The 21,092-nt window shown below is 67.6% G+C and carries 20 protein-coding genes; 9 read left to right on the top strand and 11 right to left on the bottom strand.

The features are described from left to right. Positions 1 to 40: 40 nt before the first annotated feature. The 3 genes from pqqC to pqqE are packed head-to-tail and all read left to right on the top strand — an operon-like array spanning position 41 to position 2,203. Entirely contained in the window at positions 41 to 793 is a 753-nt protein-coding gene (gene pqqC, locus ACFOJE_RS08375) for a pyrroloquinoline-quinone synthase PqqC (RefSeq protein WP_377813854.1), read from the top strand. After that, entirely contained in the window at positions 790 to 1,074 is a 285-nt protein-coding gene (gene pqqD / locus ACFOJE_RS08370) for a pyrroloquinoline quinone biosynthesis peptide chaperone PqqD (RefSeq protein WP_377813853.1), read from the top strand. The genes pqqC and pqqD overlap by 4 nt, the downstream gene beginning before the upstream one ends. Beyond that, positions 1,046 to 2,203: a pyrroloquinoline quinone biosynthesis protein PqqE gene (pqqE, locus tag ACFOJE_RS08365; RefSeq protein ID WP_377813852.1), complete on the top strand. Its 1,158-nt coding sequence runs from the start codon at positions 1,046 to 1,048 to the stop codon at positions 2,201 to 2,203. Before pqqD ends, pqqE begins: the two co-directional genes overlap by 29 nt. Here pqqE and ACFOJE_RS08360 read toward each other — a convergent pair. From ACFOJE_RS08360 to ACFOJE_RS08315, 10 genes are all read right to left on the bottom strand, one after another. Further along, a complete protein-coding gene (locus ACFOJE_RS08360; RefSeq protein WP_377813851.1) occupies positions 2,200 to 2,823 on the bottom strand; it encodes a glutathione S-transferase family protein in 624 nt (207 codons plus the stop codon). The genes pqqE and ACFOJE_RS08360 overlap by 4 nt on opposite strands. Beyond that, on the bottom strand, positions 2,823 to 3,191 hold the full coding sequence (locus ACFOJE_RS08355) for a hypothetical protein (RefSeq protein WP_377813850.1): 369 nt from the start codon (positions 3,189 to 3,191) through the stop codon (positions 2,823 to 2,825). Before ACFOJE_RS08355 ends, ACFOJE_RS08360 begins: the two co-directional genes overlap by 1 nt. Continuing rightward, a complete protein-coding gene (locus ACFOJE_RS08350; protein WP_377813849.1) occupies positions 3,188 to 3,550 on the bottom strand; it encodes a NifB/NifX family molybdenum-iron cluster-binding protein in 363 nt (120 codons plus the stop codon). Before ACFOJE_RS08350 ends, ACFOJE_RS08355 begins: the two co-directional genes overlap by 4 nt. Next, a complete protein-coding gene (locus ACFOJE_RS08345) occupies positions 3,547 to 4,338 on the bottom strand; it encodes an ankyrin repeat domain-containing protein (RefSeq protein ID WP_377813848.1) in 792 nt (263 codons plus the stop codon). The genes ACFOJE_RS08350 and ACFOJE_RS08345 overlap by 4 nt, the downstream gene beginning before the upstream one ends. 14 nt (positions 4,339 to 4,352) lie before the next feature. After that, complete coding sequence (locus tag ACFOJE_RS08340) at positions 4,353 to 6,023, bottom strand: SagB family peptide dehydrogenase (protein WP_377813847.1); 1,671 nt, start codon at positions 6,021 to 6,023, stop codon at positions 4,353 to 4,355. 148 nt (positions 6,024 to 6,171) lie between these two features. Continuing rightward, positions 6,172 to 8,322, bottom strand: coding sequence for a putative bifunctional diguanylate cyclase/phosphodiesterase (locus tag ACFOJE_RS08335; protein WP_377813846.1), 2,151 nt, complete (start codon positions 8,320 to 8,322; stop codon positions 6,172 to 6,174). Between the two features lie 175 nt (positions 8,323 to 8,497). Then, positions 8,498 to 9,259, bottom strand: a complete 762-nt coding sequence (locus ACFOJE_RS08330) for an OmpA family protein (RefSeq protein WP_377813845.1) — start codon at positions 9,257 to 9,259, stop codon at positions 8,498 to 8,500. A gap of 38 nt (positions 9,260 to 9,297) precedes the next feature. After that, the gene (locus tag ACFOJE_RS08325) at positions 9,298 to 9,699 is read right to left on the bottom strand and encodes a DUF4398 domain-containing protein (RefSeq protein ID WP_377813844.1); all 402 of its coding nucleotides are present in this window, start codon (positions 9,697 to 9,699) and stop codon (positions 9,298 to 9,300) included. Between the two features lie 210 nt (positions 9,700 to 9,909). Next, positions 9,910 to 10,821 (bottom strand): D-hexose-6-phosphate mutarotase, encoded by a 912-nt coding sequence (locus tag ACFOJE_RS08320; protein ID WP_377813843.1) that lies wholly within the window; start codon positions 10,819 to 10,821, stop codon positions 9,910 to 9,912. A gap of 67 nt (positions 10,822 to 10,888) precedes the next feature. Beyond that, positions 10,889 to 11,287 (bottom strand): acyl-CoA thioesterase, encoded by a 399-nt coding sequence (locus ACFOJE_RS08315; protein WP_377813842.1) that lies wholly within the window; start codon positions 11,285 to 11,287, stop codon positions 10,889 to 10,891. 375 nt (positions 11,288 to 11,662) lie between these two features. Here ACFOJE_RS08315 and ACFOJE_RS08310 point away from each other — a divergent pair, with 375 nt between their 5' ends. From ACFOJE_RS08310 to ACFOJE_RS08285, 6 genes are all read left to right on the top strand, one after another. Next, positions 11,663 to 12,631 carry a PstS family phosphate ABC transporter substrate-binding protein gene (locus ACFOJE_RS08310; RefSeq protein WP_377813841.1) on the top strand — a complete coding sequence of 323 codons (969 nt, stop codon included), beginning with the start codon at positions 11,663 to 11,665 and terminating at the stop codon, positions 12,629 to 12,631. A 173-nt stretch (positions 12,632 to 12,804) separates the two neighbouring features. Continuing rightward, positions 12,805 to 15,087, top strand: coding sequence for an ABC transporter permease subunit (locus ACFOJE_RS08305; RefSeq protein WP_377813840.1), 2,283 nt, complete (start codon positions 12,805 to 12,807; stop codon positions 15,085 to 15,087). Positions 15,088 to 15,107: 20 nt separating this feature from the next. After that, positions 15,108 to 16,778, top strand: a complete 1,671-nt coding sequence (gene pstA, locus ACFOJE_RS08300; protein ID WP_377813839.1) for a phosphate ABC transporter permease PstA — start codon at positions 15,108 to 15,110, stop codon at positions 16,776 to 16,778. A gap of 89 nt (positions 16,779 to 16,867) precedes the next feature. Then, positions 16,868 to 17,701, top strand: coding sequence for a phosphate ABC transporter ATP-binding protein PstB (gene pstB, locus ACFOJE_RS08295; RefSeq protein WP_377813838.1), 834 nt, complete (start codon positions 16,868 to 16,870; stop codon positions 17,699 to 17,701). 98 nt (positions 17,702 to 17,799) lie between these two features. Next, positions 17,800 to 18,540, top strand: coding sequence for a phosphate signaling complex protein PhoU (gene phoU, locus ACFOJE_RS08290; RefSeq protein WP_377813837.1), 741 nt, complete (start codon positions 17,800 to 17,802; stop codon positions 18,538 to 18,540). 129 nt (positions 18,541 to 18,669) lie between these two features. After that, a complete protein-coding gene (locus tag ACFOJE_RS08285; protein ID WP_377813836.1) occupies positions 18,670 to 19,608 on the top strand; it encodes a peptidoglycan DD-metalloendopeptidase family protein in 939 nt (312 codons plus the stop codon). Positions 19,609 to 19,668: 60 nt separating this feature from the next. On the opposite strand, the gene ACFOJE_RS08280 is transcribed toward ACFOJE_RS08285, so the two are convergent. Next, a complete protein-coding gene (locus ACFOJE_RS08280; protein WP_377813835.1) occupies positions 19,669 to 21,006 on the bottom strand; it encodes a hemolysin family protein in 1,338 nt (445 codons plus the stop codon). Positions 21,007 to 21,092: the final 86 nt, after the last annotated feature.

Genomic DNA, 21,092 nt, shown 5'->3' with positions numbered 1-21,092 from the left:
ACCCCGGTGCGTCCGCGCACCCCTGGCCACAGGAGCCGACATGGGCACGACCGCCATGAGCCCCGCCGAATTCGAGCAGGCGCTGCGCGCCAAGGGAGCCTGCTACCACATTCACCATCCCTTCCATCGCGCCATGCACGAGGGCCGCGCCAGCCGCGAGCAGATCCGTGGCTGGGTGGCCAACCGCTATTACTATCAGCGCAACATCCCGACGAAGGATGCGGCGATCCTCGCCAACTGCCCGGACCGCACGGTCCGCCGCCAGTGGCTGCGGCGCATCCTCGAGCAGGACGGCGCGCAGGAGGGCGAGGGCGGCATCGAGGCCTGGCTGCGCCTGGCCGAGGCGGTCGGCCTGGAGCGCGGGCAGGTGCTGTCCGAGGAGCTGGTGCTGCCCGGCGTGCGCTTCGCCGTCGACGCCTACGTCGATTTCGCCCGCCGCGCCAGCTGGCAGGAGGCCGCCGGCAGCTCGCTGACCGAGCTGTTCGCCCCGCAGATCCACCAGTCGCGCCTGGACGGCTGGCCGCGCCACTACCCCTGGATCGAGCCGGGCGGCTACGACTACTTCCGCCGCCGCCTGGGCGAGGCGCGCCGGGACGCCGGGCACGGCCTGCGCATCGTCCTCGAGCACTGTCGCAGCCGCGAGTCCCAGGAGCGCATGCTGGAGATCCTGCAGTTCAAGCTGGACGTGCTCTGGAGCCTGCTCGACGCCCTGAGCATGGCCTACGAACTGGGCCGCCCGCCGTACCACACGGTGACCGCCGAGCGTGTCTGGCACCGGGGGATCGCCCCGTGAGCGCGCACGACGAACGCCTGGACAAGGTCCCGGCGCTGCGCCGCGGTTTCCGCTTCCAGTGGGAGCCGGCGCAGGGCTGCCACGTGCTGCTCTACCCCGAGGGCATGGTCCGGCTCAACGACAGCGCCGGGGCGATCCTCGAACGGGTGGACGGCCGGCGCAGCGTCGCCGCCATCGTCGACGAACTGGCCCGGCGCTTCCCCGAGGCCGGGGGCATCGAGGCGGACATCCTGGAATTCCTGGAGGTGGCCCGTGAACGCTTCTGGATCGAACTGCGCTGAGCCCGCTTTCGCGCCTGGCCCGCCGCTCTGGCTGCTGGCCGAGCTGACCTACCGCTGCCCGCTGCAGTGCCCGTATTGCTCCAACCCGCTGGATTTCGCCGGCCAGGGCGAGGAGCTGTCCACCGCGCAGTGGATCGAGGCGTTGCGCCAGGCCCGCGAGCTGGGCGCGGCGCAGCTCGGCTTCTCCGGCGGCGAACCGCTGCTGCGCCGGGACCTGGTCGAGCTGATCCGGGCTGCCCATGAGCTCGGCTATTACACCAACCTGATCACCTCCGGCATCGGCCTGGGCGAAGCGCGCCTGGACGCCTTCGCCGCGGCCGGCCTGGATCACGTCCAGATCAGCCTGCAGGCCGCCGACGAGGCGCTGAACGACCGCCTTGCCGGTTCGCGCCGGGCCTTCGCCCGCAAGCTGGCCATGGCCCGCGCGGTCAGGGCCCGCGGCTTGCCCATGGTGCTCAACGTCGTCGTCCACCGGCACAACATCGACGACATCGGCCGCATCATCGAGCTGTGCCTGGAGCTGGAGGCCGATGCCGTCGAGCTCGCCACCTGCCAGTTCTACGGCTGGGCTCGGCTCAACCGCGCCGGGCTCCTGCCGAGCCGGGAGCAGCTGGCGCGGGCCGAGCGCATCACCGGCGAGTGGCGGGCGAAGCTGGCGGCGCGGCGGCATCCGTGCAGGCTGATCTTCGTCGTCCCGGACTACCACGAGGAGCGGCCCAAGGCCTGTATGCACGGCTGGGGCAGCCTGTTCCTCGCCATCGCCCCGGACGGCACCGCGCTGCCCTGCCACAGCGCGCGGCAGTTGCCCCTCGAATTTCCCAACGTGCGCGAATACGGCCTGAAGCACATCTGGTACGACTCCCCCGCCTTCAACCGCTTCCGCGGCTTCGACTGGATGCCCGAGCCCTGCCGCTCCTGCGCCGAGCGGGAGCGGGACTTCGGCGGCTGCCGCTGCCAGGCCTTCCTGCTCAGCGGCGACGCCAGCAACGCCGACCCGGTGTGCAGCAAGTCGCCGCACCACGACAAAATCCTCGCCGCCCGCCGGGAAGCGGAGCGGACCCCATCCGCCGCGGACCGGCTGATCCTGCGCAACGCCCGGACCTCCCGGCTGATCGCCAGGGCCCGCTAGAGCAGCGAGCGGTAGCCCTCTTCCTCGAGCACCTGGCGCACCGCCCGGCGCTGCAGCAGCCGCCGGTAGTGGTCGCGGCAGTTGGGCGGCAGGGGGATGCCGATGCGCTGGGCCCAGAACTCGACGTAGAACAGCGCGCAGTCGGCGATGCCGAAGCGCCCGGTGACGTATTCCTGCCCGGCCAGCCGCGGGTCCAGCCCGGCGAAGCCCCGGTCGACGATCTCCCGGCCGCGGGTCCGGATCGCGGCGTGCTCGGCCGGGTCGGCGCTGTAGCGCTCGGTGGTGAAAATGCGGGTGAAGCCCTGGCCGTGCAGGTGCTGGGTGACGTACTCCATCACCTCGCGCACCCGCGTCTCGGCCTCGGTGGTTTCCGGCAGCAGCTTGCCGCGCGGGTAGTTGCAGGCCAGCCACCAGGCGATGGACTGGAAGTCGGTGAGGGGGCTGCCGTCGTCCAGCACCAGGCTGGGGATGGTGCCCTTGGGGTTGATCGCCAGGTATTCCGGCTTGAGGTGGTCGCCGGCCGGCAGGTTGACGACATGGGCTTCGAACACCAGCTCCAGTTCTTCCAGCAGGATGTGGATGCCCGTGCTGCAGGAACCGGGCGTCATGTAGAACTTCATCAGTCGGCTTCCTCCTGATCGTGCCGGGGGTTGAGCAGACCCCGTTCGCGGATCGCTGCCTTGAAGCCTTTCATCACCGGCCGCGAGATGACCGTTTCGGCCAGCACGCGCTGCTCGTAGACGCGCTCCCTCATGGCGTCGTCGAGCCGCGCGCGAGCCTCCCGGATCAGCTCGTGCACGGCGGGATCCAGGCGTTCGCCCGGCTGCGTTCGGATCGCGTCGTAGAGCAGCGCCATGACCTGCTTCTCGGTCGGACGCATCTTGCATTTGCCGTCGAGGATCTTGAGCATCACCGCCGTGGCGCAGTCCACCTGGATCGGCGTCAGGGGATTGGCCCGCAGCCAGTCGGCGACCTGCGCGGGCGTCATGCCGGGACCTCGCCGGCGGCGAGGCGTCGGGCGTAGTCGAGCAGGGACTCCTCGATGGCTTCCCAGGCGTAGCCCGAGACGGCGCGCACGCCGATGGCCGCCAGTTTCTCCGTCGGCCCGTCGCCGATCTTGGCGACGAACACCGCCTGGCAGTCCCTGATCGCTTCGAGGATGCCGGCCATGGCGCTCTGGCTGGAGCTGTTGCCCAGGCAGTAGTGCTCCACCTCGCGGGTTTCCAGCAGGCGGCAGCTGTCCGGTGCGACCGCGTAAATGGCGAAGCGCTTGGCGTGGCCGAAGTGCTCGCTGATCGCCCGGCCTTCCTTGCTGGCCACCGCCAGCTTCAGCGGGAAGGCGGTCATGCGGCGGTATGCCGGAGCAGCTTCAGGCAGGCCCGCGAGGCCGCCAGCTCCACCGCGCGCATGTCGTCGAAGTTGCGCACCTGCGGATCGGCACCGGCCTCGAGCAGCAGTTCGAGCAGCTCCGGGCGGTCGCTGGAGGCGGTGTACATCAGCGCGGTGGAGCCGGCGTCGTTGCGGTTGTCCAGCTCGATGCCGGCGGCGATCAGCTCGCGCACGAGGCCGGCGTCGCGGGACACGCAGGCCAGCCAGAGGGCGGTGTTGCCGTCGTCATTGCGGGCGTGGAGGTCGACGCCGAGGGCCAGCAGTTCCCGGACGATCTCGCCCTGGCCCTGCAGCGCGGCGCGCATCAACGGGGTCAGGCCGTGCAGGCGCCTGGCGTTGAGGTCCTTGGGATCGAAGTCCCAGTCGAGGAGGAAGGCCGCCAGGGCCGGGCTGAGGTCGGCGGTCGGCTCCGGCGCGGCCGGTGCGGCCAGGGCGGTGGCCAGCGGCCGGTAGCCGCCGTCGACGCTGTAGACGCGGGCGAAGCGGAAGTCGCTGAACGTCTGGGCGAAGGTCTTGCTGGAATTGCCGTGGTAGCAGTAGACCAGCACCGGGGCCTCCTTCGGCAGGCGGCCAAGCCAGAGCGGCAGGCGGTCCTCGGAGAGGTGCATGGCGCCGTCCAGGTGCTCCTGCTGGTAGCTGTGCAGGTCGCGCACGTCGAACAGCTTGAGGTCGGGTTCGGCGCGGATCAGGGCTGCGGCCTCGGCCGCGGAGAGGCATTGGTAGGGAATCCGTTCGGTTGTCGCCATGGGTATCTCCGCCGTCATCGGGGGGAAGGGTCGTCGGCATAGGCCGGGGCGGACTCGATGCGCGGGTCGTCCAGCGGCCGGCCGACGGTGAAGTGATAGAGGCTCTGCCAGGCGCTGCCGGCCAGGCCGAGTAGGTCGTGCACCGGGTCGTCGAAGAAGCAGCCGATGCCGGTGCCGCGCAGGCCCTGGGCCTCGGCCTCGAGATAGAGCGCCTGGCCGATCAGCCCGGCCTCGCGGTACAGGCTCCGGTAAGCGGCCGGGCCGCCGGCCAGGGCCGCGTCGAATTCGCTGAGCATGCCGAGGGCGAAGCAGGCGTTGGCGGCCAGTTCCTGGTGGCAGTGCAGGCCGCGGGCGATGCGCTGCAGCACGGCGGGCTCGAAGAGGCTCAGGCGTAGCAGCCCGTCGACGCCGGGCACCGGCTCGGGCTGGAAGCGCTCGCCCAGCAGTTTGAGCAGGGCGACCTGCTGGGCCTTGCTGCGCGGCAGCAGATAGAGGCCCGGCTGCAATCCCTCGACCCGCGAGACGAACAGCGCCAGCGCCGCGCGCGGCGTTTCGCCGAAGGTATCCCAGGGCAGGCCGGCGGCCGGCAGCAGGCGGGCGAGGATGGCCGCGAACTGGGCGAGGGGCATGACGTGGCGGTGGTCGAAGCGCTGGGCGCTGCGCCGCTCGCTCAGCAGCTGGCGCACCGGCTTCTGCGCCATGCCGGCCGGCCGCGGCGGGGCCGGCGGCAGGGCGGCGGGCGCTTGCGGCTGGCCGTCGGCGCGGCGGGTGGCCCGTGCCACCTCGGCGATCACCGGCCAGCCGTACATGGGATGGCGGTCGATGGTCGAAGCCATACCGTGCCAGCGGGCGGTCTCGGCCAGGGCGCACAGTTCGGCGGGCGCCAGCGGGGTTGGCGCTGCCGCGTCGAAGCCCACCGCCAGCAGGATCTCCGCTTCCTCCACCTCCGTCTCGGCGCGGCGCCGGGCCGGGAATTCCGCCAGCCGGTCGATGCCGGCCAGCCGCGCCAGGGTATCGCTGCCCACCTGCGGCTGCTCGGCCAGCCGCCAGCCGAGGCTCGCGGCGGCATAGCGCAGGGCGCCGGCGGCATGGCCGGTGTCCAGCTGGCAGTAGCGGAAGGCGCGCTCGCCGTACTTCCAGGCTTCGCGCCACATCACCGAGGTCAGCAGGATGGCCAGGCGCGGGCCGCCACCGGCGGCCATGTGGGCGGCGCGCAGTTCGAGGGCATGGTCTTCCGGCCGGTAGTGGTAGAGCCCGTCGGCCAGGCCGTCGATGCCGGCGAGCAGCAGGTAGGCCTCGGTCGGGTGCAGATTGCCGCTGGAGGGATTGGCGCGTACCGCCCAGCGGTCCGGGCCGTAGCTTTTCCAGGCGGTCAGTCCGAGCGACAGCTGCAGCAGGGCGCCGATGCTCTCCAGGTCGGGCGGCAGGGGCGCCAGGCCCGGTTCGTCGAGTGCGGCGAACGGCCGCTGCAGGGCGCGCTGCAGGGCCGTGTCGGGGGCCTGCCGGGACAGGCGCGGCAGCCGCACCTGGGGGGCGCCGACGAAATGGCGGAACGGCGCCGGCTGCTCGTCCCAGTCCAGGGTGCCGGGGCCGGCCGCATAGGCTTCGAAGCGGTGCTTGGTGCGCTGGTGGTAGTCCCGCACGACCGCCAGGTCGGCGGCGGAATCGGCTATCTGGATCGGCATGAATGGGCACACTCGGGTAGTCCGGGGGAATTTTGCAAGACTAGTACCACTGCCCCGGCCCGCGCGCCATGCGGGCTGCGGGCGATCGGCCGGGGCGGCGAGTGCGACATTGTCGGGTTTGCGACTGTCGTTCCGGAAAAGGCGGGCGTCAGGCGGCGGCGGGCGAGCGGTCGGTCTCCGCGTCGAGCAGGCGCGCGAAGTCCGCGTAGGGCAGGGGACGCGAGAGCAGATAGCCCTGGAACTCGTCGCAGCCCTGCTCGCGGAGGAAGTCGAACTGCGCCTGGTTCTCCACGCCTTCGGCGACCACGGTCTTGAGCAGGCTCTGGCCGAGGGAGATGGCGGCGCGGGCGATCATGGCCTCATCGCCCTCGTGCTCGATGCCGGTGACCAGCGAGCGGTCGATCTTGATGATGTCCAGGGGGAAGCGGCGCAGGTAGCCGAGGGACGAATAGCCGGTGCCGAAGTCGTCCATGGCCAGGCTGCAGCCGAGCGCCTTGAAGCCGCGGAGAATGGCGATGGCGCGCTCGCCGTCGCCGAGGAAGACGTTCTCGGTGATCTCCAGCTCGACCAGAGAGGCCGGCAGCTGCGCCTCGCTCAGCAGGCCGGCGATGTGGGGCACGATGTCCTCGCCGAGGAACAGCTGCGGCGACAGGTTCACCGCCAGGCGCAGCGGCGTCTGGCGCTCCCGGTTCCACTGCCGTGCGGCGGCGAAGGCGCGGCGCAGGATGGCGGTGGTGAGCGGCAGGATCAGCCCGGCCTCCTCGGCGATGGGGATGAAGCGGTCCGGGGTGACGGTGCCGAGTTCCGGGTGGAACCAGCGCGCCAGCGCCTCGACGCCGATGATCCGCCGGCGGTGGTCGACCTTGGGCTGGTAGTGCACGTCGAACTCGTCGCGCTCCAGGGCGCCGCGCATGGCGGTCTCGACGGTCAGCCGTTCGTTGGCGAGACGGTTGAGTTCGTGGGTGAAGAACTGGAAGTTGTTGCGGCCGCGCCCCTTGGCCGCGTACATGGCGGCGTCGGCGTGCTTGAGCAGGGTCTGCGCGTCTTTGCCGTCGTCGGGATACAGCGCCACGCCCAGGCTGGCGCCGATGTGGAAATCGCGCCCGGCGAGGCGCACCGGCCGGCCGATCTCCTGCAGCACGTGTTCCAGCACGGTGATCACCGTGCCGGGCTGCTGGTGGTCGTTGAGCAGCAGCACGAACTCGTCGCCGCCCAGGCGCGCCACCGTGTCGGACTCGTGCAGGCTGCCCCTGAGGCGTCCGGCGATCTGCTTGAGCAGCTCGTCGCCGGCGGCGTGGCCGAGGCTGTCGTTGATGAGCTTGAAGTTGTCCAGGTCGAGGAACACCAGGGCGAGCCGGCGCTCCAGCTCGGCGGCGCGGGCGATGCCCTGGCCGATGCGGTCCTGGAGCAGGGCCCGGTTGGACAGGCCGGTCAGCAGGTCGTGGCTGGCCTGGTATTCCAGCTCCCGCTGGTAGCGCTTGCGCTCGGAGATGTCCTGCACCGTGCCCTCGTAGCAGATGAACTCGCCCTCGGGGCCGCGCACGATGTGGGCGTTTTCCGAGATCCAGAGGCGCGAGCCGTCCTGGCGGTAGACCTCGGACTCGAAGTCGTGCACTTCGCCGTAGAGTTCCATCAGGTGGTGGAAGTCGTCCCGCCGGCGGCTGTCCACGTAGAGCCGCCGGCCGATGTCGGACAGGTCGGCGATCAGCTCCTGCGCCGTGGCGTAGCCGTACAGCCGGGCCAGCGCCGGGTTGGCGGCCAGGTAGCGGCCGTCGCTGGTGGTCTGGAAGATGCCCTCGCTGGCGTGCTCGAAGATGCTGCGGTAGCGCAGCTCGGCCCGCTCCAGCGCGACATGGGTTTCCTGCTGCGCGGTGATGTCCTCGATGAAGCCCTCGAGCACCAGTTCGTCCTGCTCGTCGGTCACGGCGATGCCCCGCTCGAGGACCCAGCGGATCTCGCCGGACAGCATGACGATCCGGTAGCTCACGGCGAAGCGCTGGCGGTTGTCCATGGCGCGCCGGATGCTGGCGCGGACCCGCTCGCGGTCTTCCGGATGGGTGATCTCCTCCCAGCTCACCCGGCTGTTGCCGATCAGCTCGTCGGGGCCGTAGCCGGTCAGCTCGGCGCAACCCTGGCTGACGAAGATCATGGTCCAGGTGCTGTCGTGATGACAGCGATAGGCCATGCCTTCCAGGTTGTTCACCAGGGTGTCGAGGACGCGCGAGCGATCGAGGATCTCGCAGCTGAGCAGGCTGGCCGGGTTGGAGCCGGCACAGTGTGCAGGTGTGGGAATAAGCATGGTGCCGGACCGCTGTGATGGCATAACGCAATGCATAGCAAGCAACGTACCCACACGGATTCGGTCGTTTATCGCAGGTTTATGCGCTGAATTGGTGCGAGGCGTTTATAGGGGGGCCGAAGTGGGGCCCGGTGGCTGGCCACCGGGCGGAAAGGCAGCGACTGCGGGCTGGTGCCTACTGCATCGAGCTCCGCGGGCCCACCGGCTGGTTGTCGTTGGAGATGGTCACCTCCACCCGCCGGTTCATGGCGCGCCCGGCAGGGGTGCCGTTGCTCGTCACCGGGTACTGCTCGCCGTAGCCCTGTACGGTGATCCGTTGCGGGTCGACCCCGTCCCTGACCAGTGCGGTGCGCACCGCTTCGGCACGCCGTTCGGACAGGCTCTGGTTGTAGGAGTCGGAGCCGGTGCTGTCGGTGAAGCCTTCGACGACGATCTGCCGCTGCCGGTTGGCGTTGAGATAGTCGGCCAGCCGTTGCACGTTGCGCAGGCCGCCGGGCTTGAGGTCGGCGCGGTTGCGGTCGAACAGGACGTCGCCGAAGGTCACCAGGGTGCCGCGCTCGGTCTGTTTGGCCTGCAGTTCCTCCTGCAGCTTGCTCAGTTGCTCCTCGGCGCGCTCGGCGGGAGCCTGCTCGATTTCCTGCTCGGTTTCGCGCAGAGCAATGGTCTGCTCGGCGAACTCGATGCGGCGCCGGGTCAGGTAGGCGAGCTGATCGACGTCCCTCTCGTCGGCGCCGGACAGGTAGGCCTTCTGCGCCTTGTCCAGCATCTTGCCGGCATCCTCTGTCTCCAGGGCGGCCAGCTTGTTGGCGCGGGGATCGCTCTGCAGCGTCGAGAAGGCGCTGCGGACTTCCTCCAGGTTGTGATTGGGCTTCGAGGCGCAGGCGGCCAGGCCGATGGCCACCGCCAGCAGGGCGGGTAGGGTGACGAGCTTGTGCATGGGATACATCCTCCACAATGGGGTGAGATTTGCAGGCGTCATTGCTGGATGTTGCGCATGCGTTCCTCATGCTGCATGTCGATACCCTTCTTGGCCTCTTCCAGGGCCTTCTGCGCCTTGGCCACGCGGGCCTTGCGCTCGGCGACGTGGGCATCCCATTCGGCCTGCTCCGCCAGGGAGCGGGCCCGGTCGTAGTCCTTCTTCTCCATGGCGACTCCGGCGTCCCGCCATTTCTCCTGGGCCGCCTTCATCTCCACCGGTGCGTGCTCGGTACCGCCGGCGCTCACGGCTTCGTTGACCGCGGTCTCGGTGAGCGCGAATTGTTCGGTCGGCGGATTGCCGGCGCAGCCGGCGAGGATCAGCCCGCTCAGGGCCAGGCCCGCGAGCCTGGCCGGCCGAACATGTGACAGGTGATAGGCGCGGGGGGGATTCTTCTTCATGGTTTGCCTCCGATCGGAATTGCCTGACAACGGATGAGCCGCGGGGCAGGGGCTGTCTGCAAAGGGCAGCCGCCTAGATGTTGTGAGGACGGGCGGCGACAAACGTTCGGCCGAAGCGCCGAGAGCGGATGCTGGGCGCCAGCGCAGCCATCGGCTGCGCCGTGCCGTGGGAGGGACAGGGGAAGGGCTACCGGCGATGTGGGGCCGGCATCACAGCGGCCCGCTCCACAGACTGAAGGCCAGGCTGGCGCTCTTGCCGGGGGCGAGTTCCACGGCATCGTCCAGCACGTTCGCCGTCTCGATGCAGAGCATCCGCTGCCAGGCGTCGTCGGCGAACTGGGAAAGGCGCCTGGCCTTGTCGATCCAGGGGTTCCAGACGATCGCCGAGTGCGAACCGCTGGCCGCCAGGTGGATCCGCCGGCCCCAGGCCGGGTCCCTGAGGGTGAACTTGGGCGGTGTGCCCAGGTAGATGCGGTCGGTTTCGCCGGTGAAGCGCAGCTCGCCCTGCTGGCGGCGCTCCTCCCAGTTCTCCAGGGTCTCGATGTAGCGCTGGCCGTCCAGTCCTTCCAGGCTGACCTGATGGATGTCGCCGAGCGCCAGGTAGGTGTGCAGAGCCTGGGTCAGGGCCACCGGATGGTCGTCGCGGTTGTGGCTGGTCAGGCAGAGGGTCAGGCGCTCGTCGAGGCGGATGGCGAGGTTGAGGTCGACCGCGTGGGGCCAGTGTGGCAGTCCGCCCGCCGGGCGGACCAGCTCGAAGGCCAGGCTGACGGAGCCGGAGTCCTTGACGATATCCAGCAGCCGCCAGTCCAGATTGCGCACCTCGCCATGGGCCGGGGCCGGGCCGGTGGATTGGCGCATGGCCTGTACGGCGGGTGGGTTGCGGGTCAGGTCGCCGAACCATGGCCAGCATACCGGTACGCCGCCGCGCACCGACTGTCCGCGGCGGAAGCCCGCCTGTTCGCTGAGCCAGATCAGCGGGGCTTCGCCATTGCGCTGGTAGCTGAGGACCTGGGCGCCCTGCTCGGCGACCAGCAGTTCCGCCGTGGCGGTCTTGACGCGCCAACAGGGCAGCTCGTCCATCTCTACCCGTTCGACCTGGGGGGTTGCGAGTTGGCTGTGCATCGACTGAGTTCCTTTCGGGGGAGGTCCCTCATTAGAGCCCCCCGCGGCGAAAAGCTCCAGCCGGGTGCTAAAGTCGCGGTACCGGACGGGTCCGACCGCTGCCGTCGATGGCGACGAAGACGAATACCGCCTCGGTCACCTTGCGCCATTCGTTGGACAGCGGGTCGTCGCTCCACACCTCGACCAGCATCTGGATCGAGCTGCGGCCCACCTGCAGCAGATGCGTATAAAAGGAAAGCTGGGAGCCCACCGCCACCGGCACCAGGAAGGCCATGCGATCGATCGACACCGTGGCCACGCGCCCACCGGCTACCTTGCTGGCCGTCGCGGTCCCCGCCAGGTCCATCTGGGATACCAGCCAGCCGCCGTAAATATTGCCGAAACCGTTGGTTTCGCGGGGCAGCGCCGTGATCTGCATGGCTAGATCGCCCAGAGGAATGGGCTCGTCCTGTTCTATTTCGTTCATAGACTGAAGTCTGGCGAGGTTGTCGTCCGGTAATGATACAGGCCCGCAGGGGGGCGGCGACGATTATAATGATGGCCTCCTCGAGGCATGATCGTTTTGGGCTTGCCGATTCCACGTCCGCGAGCGGTAGTTGCGGATGGAAGGCTTCGCGTGGTGCGAAGACGAAGGTTCGCGGCAGTTCCGGGGAGCGTCGTTTCCCACCGAACTTTCGTCGCGGCGGATACTCCACGAATTGATCATTTCGTGAATCAGTGAAAAGTTCCCACGTCCCGTCGGTGGTAATGCAAATGTCACACGGGCTTCATAGAGTATTAATGCGGCCTGCCGATACTGGCCCTCGTTTTCAACAATCCCCACCCTGCTAGGGAGCAAGGCATGAAACTGAAGCGTTTGATGGCGGCCATGACGTTCGTCGCCGCTGGTGTGGCGACTGCCGGCGCAATCGCCGCTGTCGATCCGGCTCTGCCGTCTTATCAGAAGACCTCGGGCGTTTCCGGCAACCTGTCCAGCGTCGGCTCCGACTCCTTGGCCAACCTGATGACCCTGTGGGGCGAAGAGTTCAAGCGCCAGTATCCCAACGTCAACATCCAGATTCAGGCCGCCGGCTCCTCCACCGCACCGCCGGCGCTGACCGAAGGCACCTCCAACCTGGGCCCGATGAGCCGCCCGATGAAGGACAACGAGCTGCAGGCCTTCGAAGAGAAGTACGGCTACAAGCCGACCGCCGTGCCGGTCGCCATCGACGCCCTGGCCGTATTCGTGCACAAGGACAACCCGATCAAGAGCCTGGACATCAAGCAGGTTGACGCCATTTTCTCCAGCACCCGTCTGTGCGGCGGCGAGAAGGACATCAAGACCTGGGGCGATCTGGGTCTGACCGGCGAGTGGGCCAACAAGCCGATCCAGCTGTTCGGCCGCAACTCGGTGTCCGGCACTTACGGCTACTTCAAGGAAGAGGCCCTGTGCAAGGGTGACTACAAGCCGAACGTGAACGAGCAGCCGGGCTCCGCTTCCGTGGTGCAGTCGGTTTCCAGCACCCTGAACGCCATCGGCTACTCCGGTATCGGCTACAAGACTTCCAGCGTCCGCGCCGTGCCGCTGTCCAAGAAGGGCGGCGAAGCCTACGAGGCCAGCGAGGCCAACGCCCTGGCCGGCAAGTTCCCGCTCGCCCGCTACTTCTACGTCTACGTGAACAAGGCGCCGAACAAGCCGCTGAACCCGCTGGAAGCCGAATTCATCAAGATGGTCCTGTCCAAGCAAGGCCAGGAAGTGGTGGTGAAGGATGGCTACATTCCGCTGCCGAGCAAGGTCGTGGAAAAGACCAAGAAGGAACTGGGCCTGTAATCCAGGTCTGTCAGCCGGCAGGGAAGCCGACGGGTCGAGGTCCGACCCCGACAAGCCCGCTACTCCTCCGGAGTGGCGGGCATTGTCTCGTCACCGCACTGTAATCTTTCTGTCACAAGGGGTGGCTAGAGTGCCAGCGGTGGATAAATGCCCACGCAACAGAGCCTTTCTGCATGTCTGACATGGCCAAAGATTCCATGACCGCCTCCCCTTCGCCGAGGCTGGACTTCAATACCCCCGCCCTGCAACGCAAACGACGCCTGCGCGCCTTCAAGGATCATCTGACCCGCTGGTACGTGTCGGTAGGGGGATTGGCAGTGCTGGCTGCCATCACGCTGATCTTCTTCTATCTGGCCCAAGTGGTCCTGCCCATGTTCAAGGGCGCCGAGCTGAGCGCGAGCGGCGAGCCGCAGCAGCCGGCCTGGCTCGCCGAGCAGGGGAAGCCGCTGCTGCTGGCGCTGGAGGAGCAGAATCAGGTGGCCATGCGTCTGGACGCCCAGGGGCAGGTGTCGTTCTTCGAGGCGGCCAACGGCGCGTTGCTGAATCGCGTGGCCCTGCCGCTCCCCGCCGGTGTCCAGATCGTCTCGCGCGGGCTGGATCTGCCGGGTAGCAACCGCGTGGTGCTGGGCCTGTCCAACGGTCAGGCGCTGGTGTTCCGGCACAGCTACAAGGTGAGCTATCCGAACAACCAGAAGACCATCGTTCCGCAGATCGAATACCCCTTCGGCGAAACTCCGATCCAGATCGATCCCCAGGGGCGCGCCATCGACCAGATCGCCGTCAGCGTCAACGGCGACACCCTCATGCTGGCCGGCTCCACCAACGGCCAGGTGCACGCGCTGAGCCTGACCCGCGAAGAGAACCTGATGACCGGCGAGGTCACGCTGGACGAGCAGCGTCTGAATCTGCCGCAGCTCGACGAGCCGATCGAGAAGCTGGTCATCGATCCGCGCCAGCTCTGGCTGTACGCGTTCAGCGGACGCGCCACGGCGGACGTGTTCGACCTGAACAAGCAGCATCTCAACGGGCGCTACAACCTGCTCGAGGATGCCCAGGCCGAAGTGACCGAAGTGACGCCGCTGCTCGGCGGCATCTCGCTGATGATCGGCGACTCCAAGGGTGGCATCCACCAGTGGTTCATGGTCCGCGGCGAGAGCGGCGCGCAATTCCGGAATATCCGCGACTTCCAGCTGAATGGCAGCCCGATCACCCAGATCCTGCCGGAGGAGCGTCGCAAGGGCTTCGTGGCCCTGGATGCCGCCGGCAACCTGGGCGTCTTCCACAGCACCGCGCACCGCACCCTGCTGATCGCGCCGGTGGCCGAGGGCGCGGCGCTGGCCGCCCTGTCGCCGCGCGCCAACCTGCTGCTGGTCGAGTCCGCCGGCAAGCTGAAAAACTTCGCGCTGGACAACCCGCACCCGGAAGTCTCCTGGAGCGCTCTCTGGGGCAAGGTCTGGTACGAAAGCTATGACGAGCCCAAGTACGTCTGGCAGTCGACTTCCGCCAACACCGATTTCGAGCCCAAGCTGAGTCTTTCGCCGCTGACCTTCGGCACCTTCAAGGCAGCCTTCTACGCCATGCTGCTGGCCGCGCCCATGTCCATCGCCGCGGCCATCTACACGGCCTATTTCATGGCGCCGGCCCTGCGCCGCAAGGTCAAGCCGGTGATCGAGCTGATGGAGGCGCTGCCGACGGTGATCCTCGGCTTCTTCGCCGGCCTGTTCCTCGCGCCCTACGTGGAAGGCCACCTGCCGGGCATCTTCAGCCTGCTGCTGCTGACCCCGCTGGGCATCCTGCTCGCCGCCTACGTCTGGAGCCTTTTGCCCGAGCGCATCCGCCTGGTCATCCCGGATGGCTGGGAAGCGGCCCTGCTGGTGCCGGTGATCCTCGCCGTCGCCGCCTTCGCCCTAGGCATGAGCGGCCACATGGAGAACTGGTTCTTCGGCGGCGACATGCGCCTCTGGCTGTCCAACGACCTAGGCATCCCGTTCGACCAGCGCAACGCCCTGGTGGTCGGCCTGGCGATGGGCTTCGCGGTGATCCCGAACATCTACTCGATCGCCGAGGACGCCGTGTTCAGCGTGCCCAAGAGCCTGACCCAGGGCTCCCTGGCCCTCGGTGCGACGCCCTGGCAGACCCTGACCCGCGTGGTGATCCTCACCGCCAGCCCGGGCATCTTCTCGGCGCTGATGATCGGCCTCGGTCGGGCCGTGGGCGAAACCATGATCGTGCTGATGGCCACCGGCAACACGCCGATCATGGAGGCCAACATCTTCGAAGGCCTGCGTACCCTGGCGGCCAACGTGGCGGTGGAGATGCCGGAGTCGGAAGTCGGCAGCACCCACTACCGCGTGCTGTTCCTCGCAGCCATGGTGCTGCTGATGTTCACCTTCGTGATGAACACCCTGGCCGAACTGATCCGCACCCGTCTACGCAAGAAATATGCGTCGCTCTGAGTTCTGAAAGGTAGATGTCAGTGAAACAGCAAAACCTGAAAACCTGGTTCAAGAGCGGCTCTCCCTGGGTGTGGATGACGGCCGGCGGTGTGTCCATCTCCGTCATCATGACCATCGGTCTGCTGACGCTGATCGCCGTGCGCGGCCTGGCCCACTTCTGGCCGGCCGACGTGCTGGAGGCCGAATACCGCGTGCCCGGCCAGGAAGCCCGGGTGCTCGCCGGCGAGCTGGTGGAGGCCGAGGAGGTGCCGCGTGCGCGCCTCGCCGACAGCGGCCTGCCGGTCGACGTGAACGGCGGCGAGTTCATGACCCGCGAGCTGTTCAAGGTCGGCAACCGCGAGCTGTACGGCGCCGACTTCTCCTGGGTGGTCAAGGAGTGGCTGGAGAACTCGCGCAAGCCGAGCAATCTAGTCGTCCTCGAGCGCCGCGAGTGGGGCAACTTCTATGGCTATCTGCTCGGGGTCAAGGAAAGCGGCCGGGTGGTCGCCGAGGGCGATGCGGCCTGGAACGAGCTGCAGGCGCGTATCGAGAGGGCCAACGAGCTGCACGGGCAGGTCGCCCATCTGGAGCAGAAGGAGATCGGCCAGATCAACTACGCCCTCGAACGCCTGCGCCTGAAGACCCGTAGCCTGGAGCTGGCGGGCAAGCTGGATGCCGTGGCCCAGGCCGATCTGGACGCCGAGCGCGCCCAGTGGGACGCCCGTTACAAGGAGCTGGAAGCCAAGCTGGTCGCCCTGCAGCAGGAATTCAACCGCGACAGCATGCTGGTCAGGAGCGTCGATGGCCGCGAGCTGGAGGTCAGCCTGGGCAAGGTGGTCCGCGCCTACCAGCCGAACGCCATGGGAACCGCCGACAAGCTGGGCTTCTACGGCAGCAAGCTGTGGGAGTTCGTCAGCGACGAGCCGCGCGAGGCCAACACCGAGGGCGGCATCTTCCCGGCGATCTTCGGCACCGTGCTGATGACGCTGATCATGGCGGTGATCGTCACCCCGTTCGGCGTGATCGCCGCGGTCTACCTGCGCGAATACGCCAAGCAGGGCGCCCTGACCCGCATCATCCGCATTGCCGTGAACAACCTGGCCGGCGTGCCGGCGATCGTCTACGGCGTGTTCGGCCTGGGCTTCTTCGTCTACGTGCTGGGCGGCTCCATCGACCGTCTGTTCTTCCCCGAGGCGGCGCCGGCGCCGACCTTCGGCACCCCGGGCCTGCTCTGGGCCTCGCTGACCCTGGCGATCCTTACCCTGCCGGTGGTCATCGTCGCCACCGAGGAAGGCCTCGCGCGCATCCCGCGCGCCCTGCGCGAGGGCTCGCTGGCCCTCGGTGCGACCAAGGCCGAGACCCTGTGGAAGGTGGTGATCCCGATGGCCAGCCCGGCGATGATGACCGGCCTGATCCTCGCCGTGGCCCGCGCCGCCGGCGAAGTGGCGCCGCTGATGCTGGTCGGCGTGGTCAAGCTGGCCCCGGCGCTGCCGCTGGACGGCAACTACCCCTACCTGCACCTGGATCAGAAGATCATGCACCTGGGCTTCCACATCTACGACGTCGGCTTCCAGAGCCCCAACGTCGAGGCAGCCCGCCCCCTGGTGTACGCCACCGCGCTGCTGCTGGTACTGGTGATCGTGCTGCTCAACATGAGCGCCGTGTACATCCGTAACCACCTGCGCGAGAAGTACAAGGCGCTGGACCATTAAGGCGGCTACAGGTCGCGCTGCGGGGCACGGGTTTCGGCCCGGTCCGCAGCTTGAGCCCTGAAGCCTGTAGCCTCCGAAGGAGACCTGATATGCAACATGAAACGCCGACCCACGGTATCGACCTCTCCGCCCTGGGCCGTGACAAGCAGTCCCTGAAACTCGCCAACGAGGCCGTGGGCATCGCCGTTCCCGGTCTGAACCTGTTCTACGGCGAGAAGCAGGCCCTGTACGACGTCAACATGAACATCCCCAAGCAGCGCGTGACCGCCTTCATCGGCCCGAGCGGCTGCGGCAAGTCGACCCTGCTGCGCTGCTTCAACCGGATGAACGATCTGGTCGACGGCTGCCGGGTGGAGGGCGAGATCAACCTGGACGGCAAGAACATCTATCGCAAGGGCGTGGACGTCGCCGAACTGCGCCGCCGGGTCGGCATGGTGTTCCAGAAGCCCAACCCGTTCCCCAAGAGCATCTACGAGAACGTGGTCTACGGCCTGCGCATCCAGGGCATCAACAAGAAGCGCGTGCTCGACGAGGCCGTGGAATGGGCGCTGAAGGGCGCGGCGTTGTGGGACGAGGTCAAGGATCGCCTGCATGACTCGGCGCTCGGCCTTTCCGGCGGCCAGCAGCAGCGATTGATCATCGCCCGCACCATCGCGGTCGAACCGGAGGTGCTGCTGCTCGACGAACCTTGCTCGGCGCTCGACCCGATCTCCACGCTGAAGGTCGAAGAGTTGATCTTCGAGTTGAAATCCAAGTACACCATCGTCATCGTGACCCACAACATGCAGCAGGCTGCGCGAGTGTCCGACTACACGGCGTTCATGTACATGGGCAAGCTGATCGAGTTCGGCGATACCGACACCTTGTTCACCAACCCGGCGCAGAAGCAGACCGAGGACTACATCACCGGTCGTTACGGCTAGGGCTCCGGGATGAGGCTGCAGGCGACAGACAAACTGCTCGCCCGGCCACCGCTCCAGCCTGTAGTTTGCAGCATGTAGCCTTTTTTGACGGAGCTTCCATGATCAACAAAGACAACATCACCCATCACATCTCCCAGCAGTTCAACGCCGAGCTGGAGGAAGTGCGCAGCCGTCTCCTGGCCATGGGCGGGCTGGTCGAGAAACAGGTCAACGACGCGGTCAACGCCCTGATCGAGGCCGACTCCGAGCTCGCCCAGCAGGTGCGCGACGTCGACCAGCAGACCAACACCATGGAGCGCGACATCGACGAGGAATGCGTGCGCATCCTCGCCCGCCGCCAGCCGGCCGCCTCCGACCTGCGTCTGATCATCAGCATCTCCAAGTCGGTGATCGATCTGGAGCGGATCGGCGACGAGGCGACCAAGATCGCCAAGCGCGCCATCGAGCTGTGCGAGGAGGGCGAAGCGCCGCGCGGTTACGTGGAGGTGCGCCACATCGGCGAGCAGGTGCGCAAGATGGTCCAGCAGGCACTCGACGCCTTCGCCCGCTTCGATGCCGACCTGGCCCTCTCGGTGGTCCAGTACGACAAGACCATCGACCGCGAATACAAGACCGCCCTGCGCGAGCTGGCCACCTACATGATGGAGGACCCGCGTTCGATCTCCCGGGTCCTCAGCGTGATCTGGGCGCTGCGCTCGCTGGAGCGCATCGGCGACCATGCCCGCAACATCGCCGAACTGGTGATCTACCTGGTGCAGGGAACCGACGTGCGGCATACCGGCCTGGCACGCATGGCCGCCGCTCAGGCTGCGAAGGACGAGGGGCAGGGGCGCGGCTGAGGTGGGTGGTCCGCGCCTTTCATTTCTATCGTCGCAATCTGCATCACAGCTTGATGCAGGTCTCCTCGTGGCAGCGAGGCGGCATGCTAGGCTAGCTGCTCCCCTACATGATCCTCGAGCTGTGAATCTATGCTGGGACGCCCGCTGCTCCTGCTCTGTCTTCTGGCCGCGGCAACCCAGGCCGCGGCTCTGACCATCTACAAGTACACCGATGCCAACGGTGTGGTCACCTACAGCGACCAGCGGGTCCGCGGGGCCGAGGTCTTCACCTTCCGCCCCGGGCCGGCCGTGCGGCCCGTCGTGGTGCCCGACATGGGCGGGCAGAAGCCGGAGCCGCTGCCGGACGAGGTCCGGCTGGAAACCCGCCGCCATGCCGCCGGCGAGACCCTGCTGGTGCACAACGAACTGCATGCCCCGGTCCAGGTGGAGCTGAGCCTCGATGGGGTGGAAAACGCCCTCGGCGTGCCGGACCAGCCGATTCGCTGGATTCTGCCGCCGCGGAGCCAGATCCGCCTCGCGACCCTGGCTCCGCGCGATCCGTCCAAACCCCTGCGCTATACCCCCAAGCTGCGCCATGCCCTGGGAGACCCGCGCCTGCTGCCCAAGCCCCAGCACTATCCCTTGCCCTGGCGCGGCGGCCCGTTCCGCCAGACCCAGGGAGCCAACGGCCAGTACAGTCACTTCACGCCCAAGGGCCGCCATGCCGTGGACATCGCCATGCCCGAGGGCACGCCGATCGTGGCGGCCCGCGCTGGCGTGGTGGTGCAGGCGGAGAGCCGTCAGCAAGGTCGGGAGCCGCGTCCCGGCGGCAACTACGTGCGCATTCTCCACGATGACGGCACCATGGGGGTCTACCTGCACCTGATGCAGGGCTCGGTGAGCGTGCGGCCGGGGCAGCGGGTCGAGACCGGGATGCCGATCGCCCGCTCCGGCAATACCGGCCGCAGCACGGGCCCGCACCTGCATTTCGTGGTGCAGCGCAACGTGGGGTTGGCGGTGGAGTCGATTCCCTTCCAGTTCACCCAGCCGGTCAACTCGTTGCCGAACTTCGCGGTGGGCGGCGAATGAGGGATTGCCGCGCCTAGGCCGGGCCTCGCGACACGAAGCCCGACGGGGGGATAGGGGGAGTTAGAGCTTGAGGACCTTGGCCAGAATGATCTTCGGGCCTTTCATCTTCTTGATGATGATGCGGAGTCCTTCTGCGTCCAGTACCTCGTCTTCTTCCGGAACGCGCTTGAGGCTGTCGTAGACCAGGCCGGCCAGGGTCTCGGCCTCGAGATGGTCGAGGTCGATGCCCATCAGCCGCTCGATCTTGAACAGCGGGGTATCGCCCCGCACCAGCAGCTTGCCCGGTTGGTAAGCGACGATGCCGCGCTCGGCCTTGCGGTGCTCGTCCTGGATGTCGCCGACCAGCGCCTCGAGCACGTCCTCCATGGTCAGGTAGCCGATGACCTTGCCGTCGGCCTCCTCCACCAGGGCGAAGTGCGAGCCGCCCTTGCGGAACTGCTCGAGCAGGTCGGACAGGGGCATGTGCCGGGATACCCGCTCGATCGGACGCATCAGCTCGTCGATCTTCAGCGCCGAAGGCAGCATCTCCAGCAGGGACAGGTGCATCAGGAGATCCTTGATGTGCAGGACTCCGACGAACTGGCCGGTTTCCTCGTCATGCACCGGATAGCGGCTGTACTTGTGCCGACGGAAGATGCTCATGACCTCGTCCAGCGAGGCATGGCGCTCGATGTAGATCAGATCCTCGCGGGAGTTGGCCCAGTCCGCCACTTCCAGTTCGCCCATTTCCACCGCCGAGGCCAGCACGCGCATGTCCTGGTCGCTGGCGTCATGGGCGCGGCTGGAGTGCAGAATCAGCTTCAGCTCCTCGCGACTATAGTGGTGCTCGTGGTGGGGGCCGGGCTCATTCTGGCCGGCGATGCGCAGGACGGTGTTGGCGCTGCTGTTGAGCAGCCAGATCGCCGGGTACATCAGCCAGTAGAACAGGTAGAGGGGCACGGCCGTCCACAGCGAGAGCAGCTCGGGCTGGCGGATCGCCCAGGACTTGGGGGCCAGCTCGCCGACCACGATGTGCAGGTAGGAGATGATGAAGAAGGCGCTGAAGAAGGCGATGCCGTGCACCAGGGCCGGCGAGTCGACGCCGAACTGCTCCATCAGCGGTTCGAGCAGGTGGGCGAAGGCCGGTTCGCCGACCCAGCCGAGGCCCAGCGAGGCCAGGGTGATGCCCAACTGGCAGGCGGAGAGATAGGCGTCTAGCTGCTGGTGCACGCGGCGCAGGATCTTGCCGCGCCAGCCGTGGTCGGCGGCGAGCAGCTCGACGCGGGTGGCGCGCAGCTTGACCATGGCGAATTCGGCGGCGACGAAGAAGCCGTTCAGCACCACCAGCAGCAGGGCGAAGAGAATCAGGCCTAAATCGGCGAAGTAGGAAGCGGCGACGTAGCTAGGGGAAGGGTCCATTGGCAGTTCGTTGGATGAATGACCGGAGCAATGTGAGGGCAGGCAGCAACCTTTTCAAGAGCGATTCGTAGTTTGCGGGCTGGCCG

This window comes from Azotobacter bryophylli (assembly GCF_042643485.1).
Lineage (GTDB): Bacteria > Pseudomonadota > Gammaproteobacteria > Pseudomonadales > Pseudomonadaceae > Azotobacter > Azotobacter bryophylli.
This window is presented reverse-complemented; position numbering and strand designations above follow the sequence as displayed.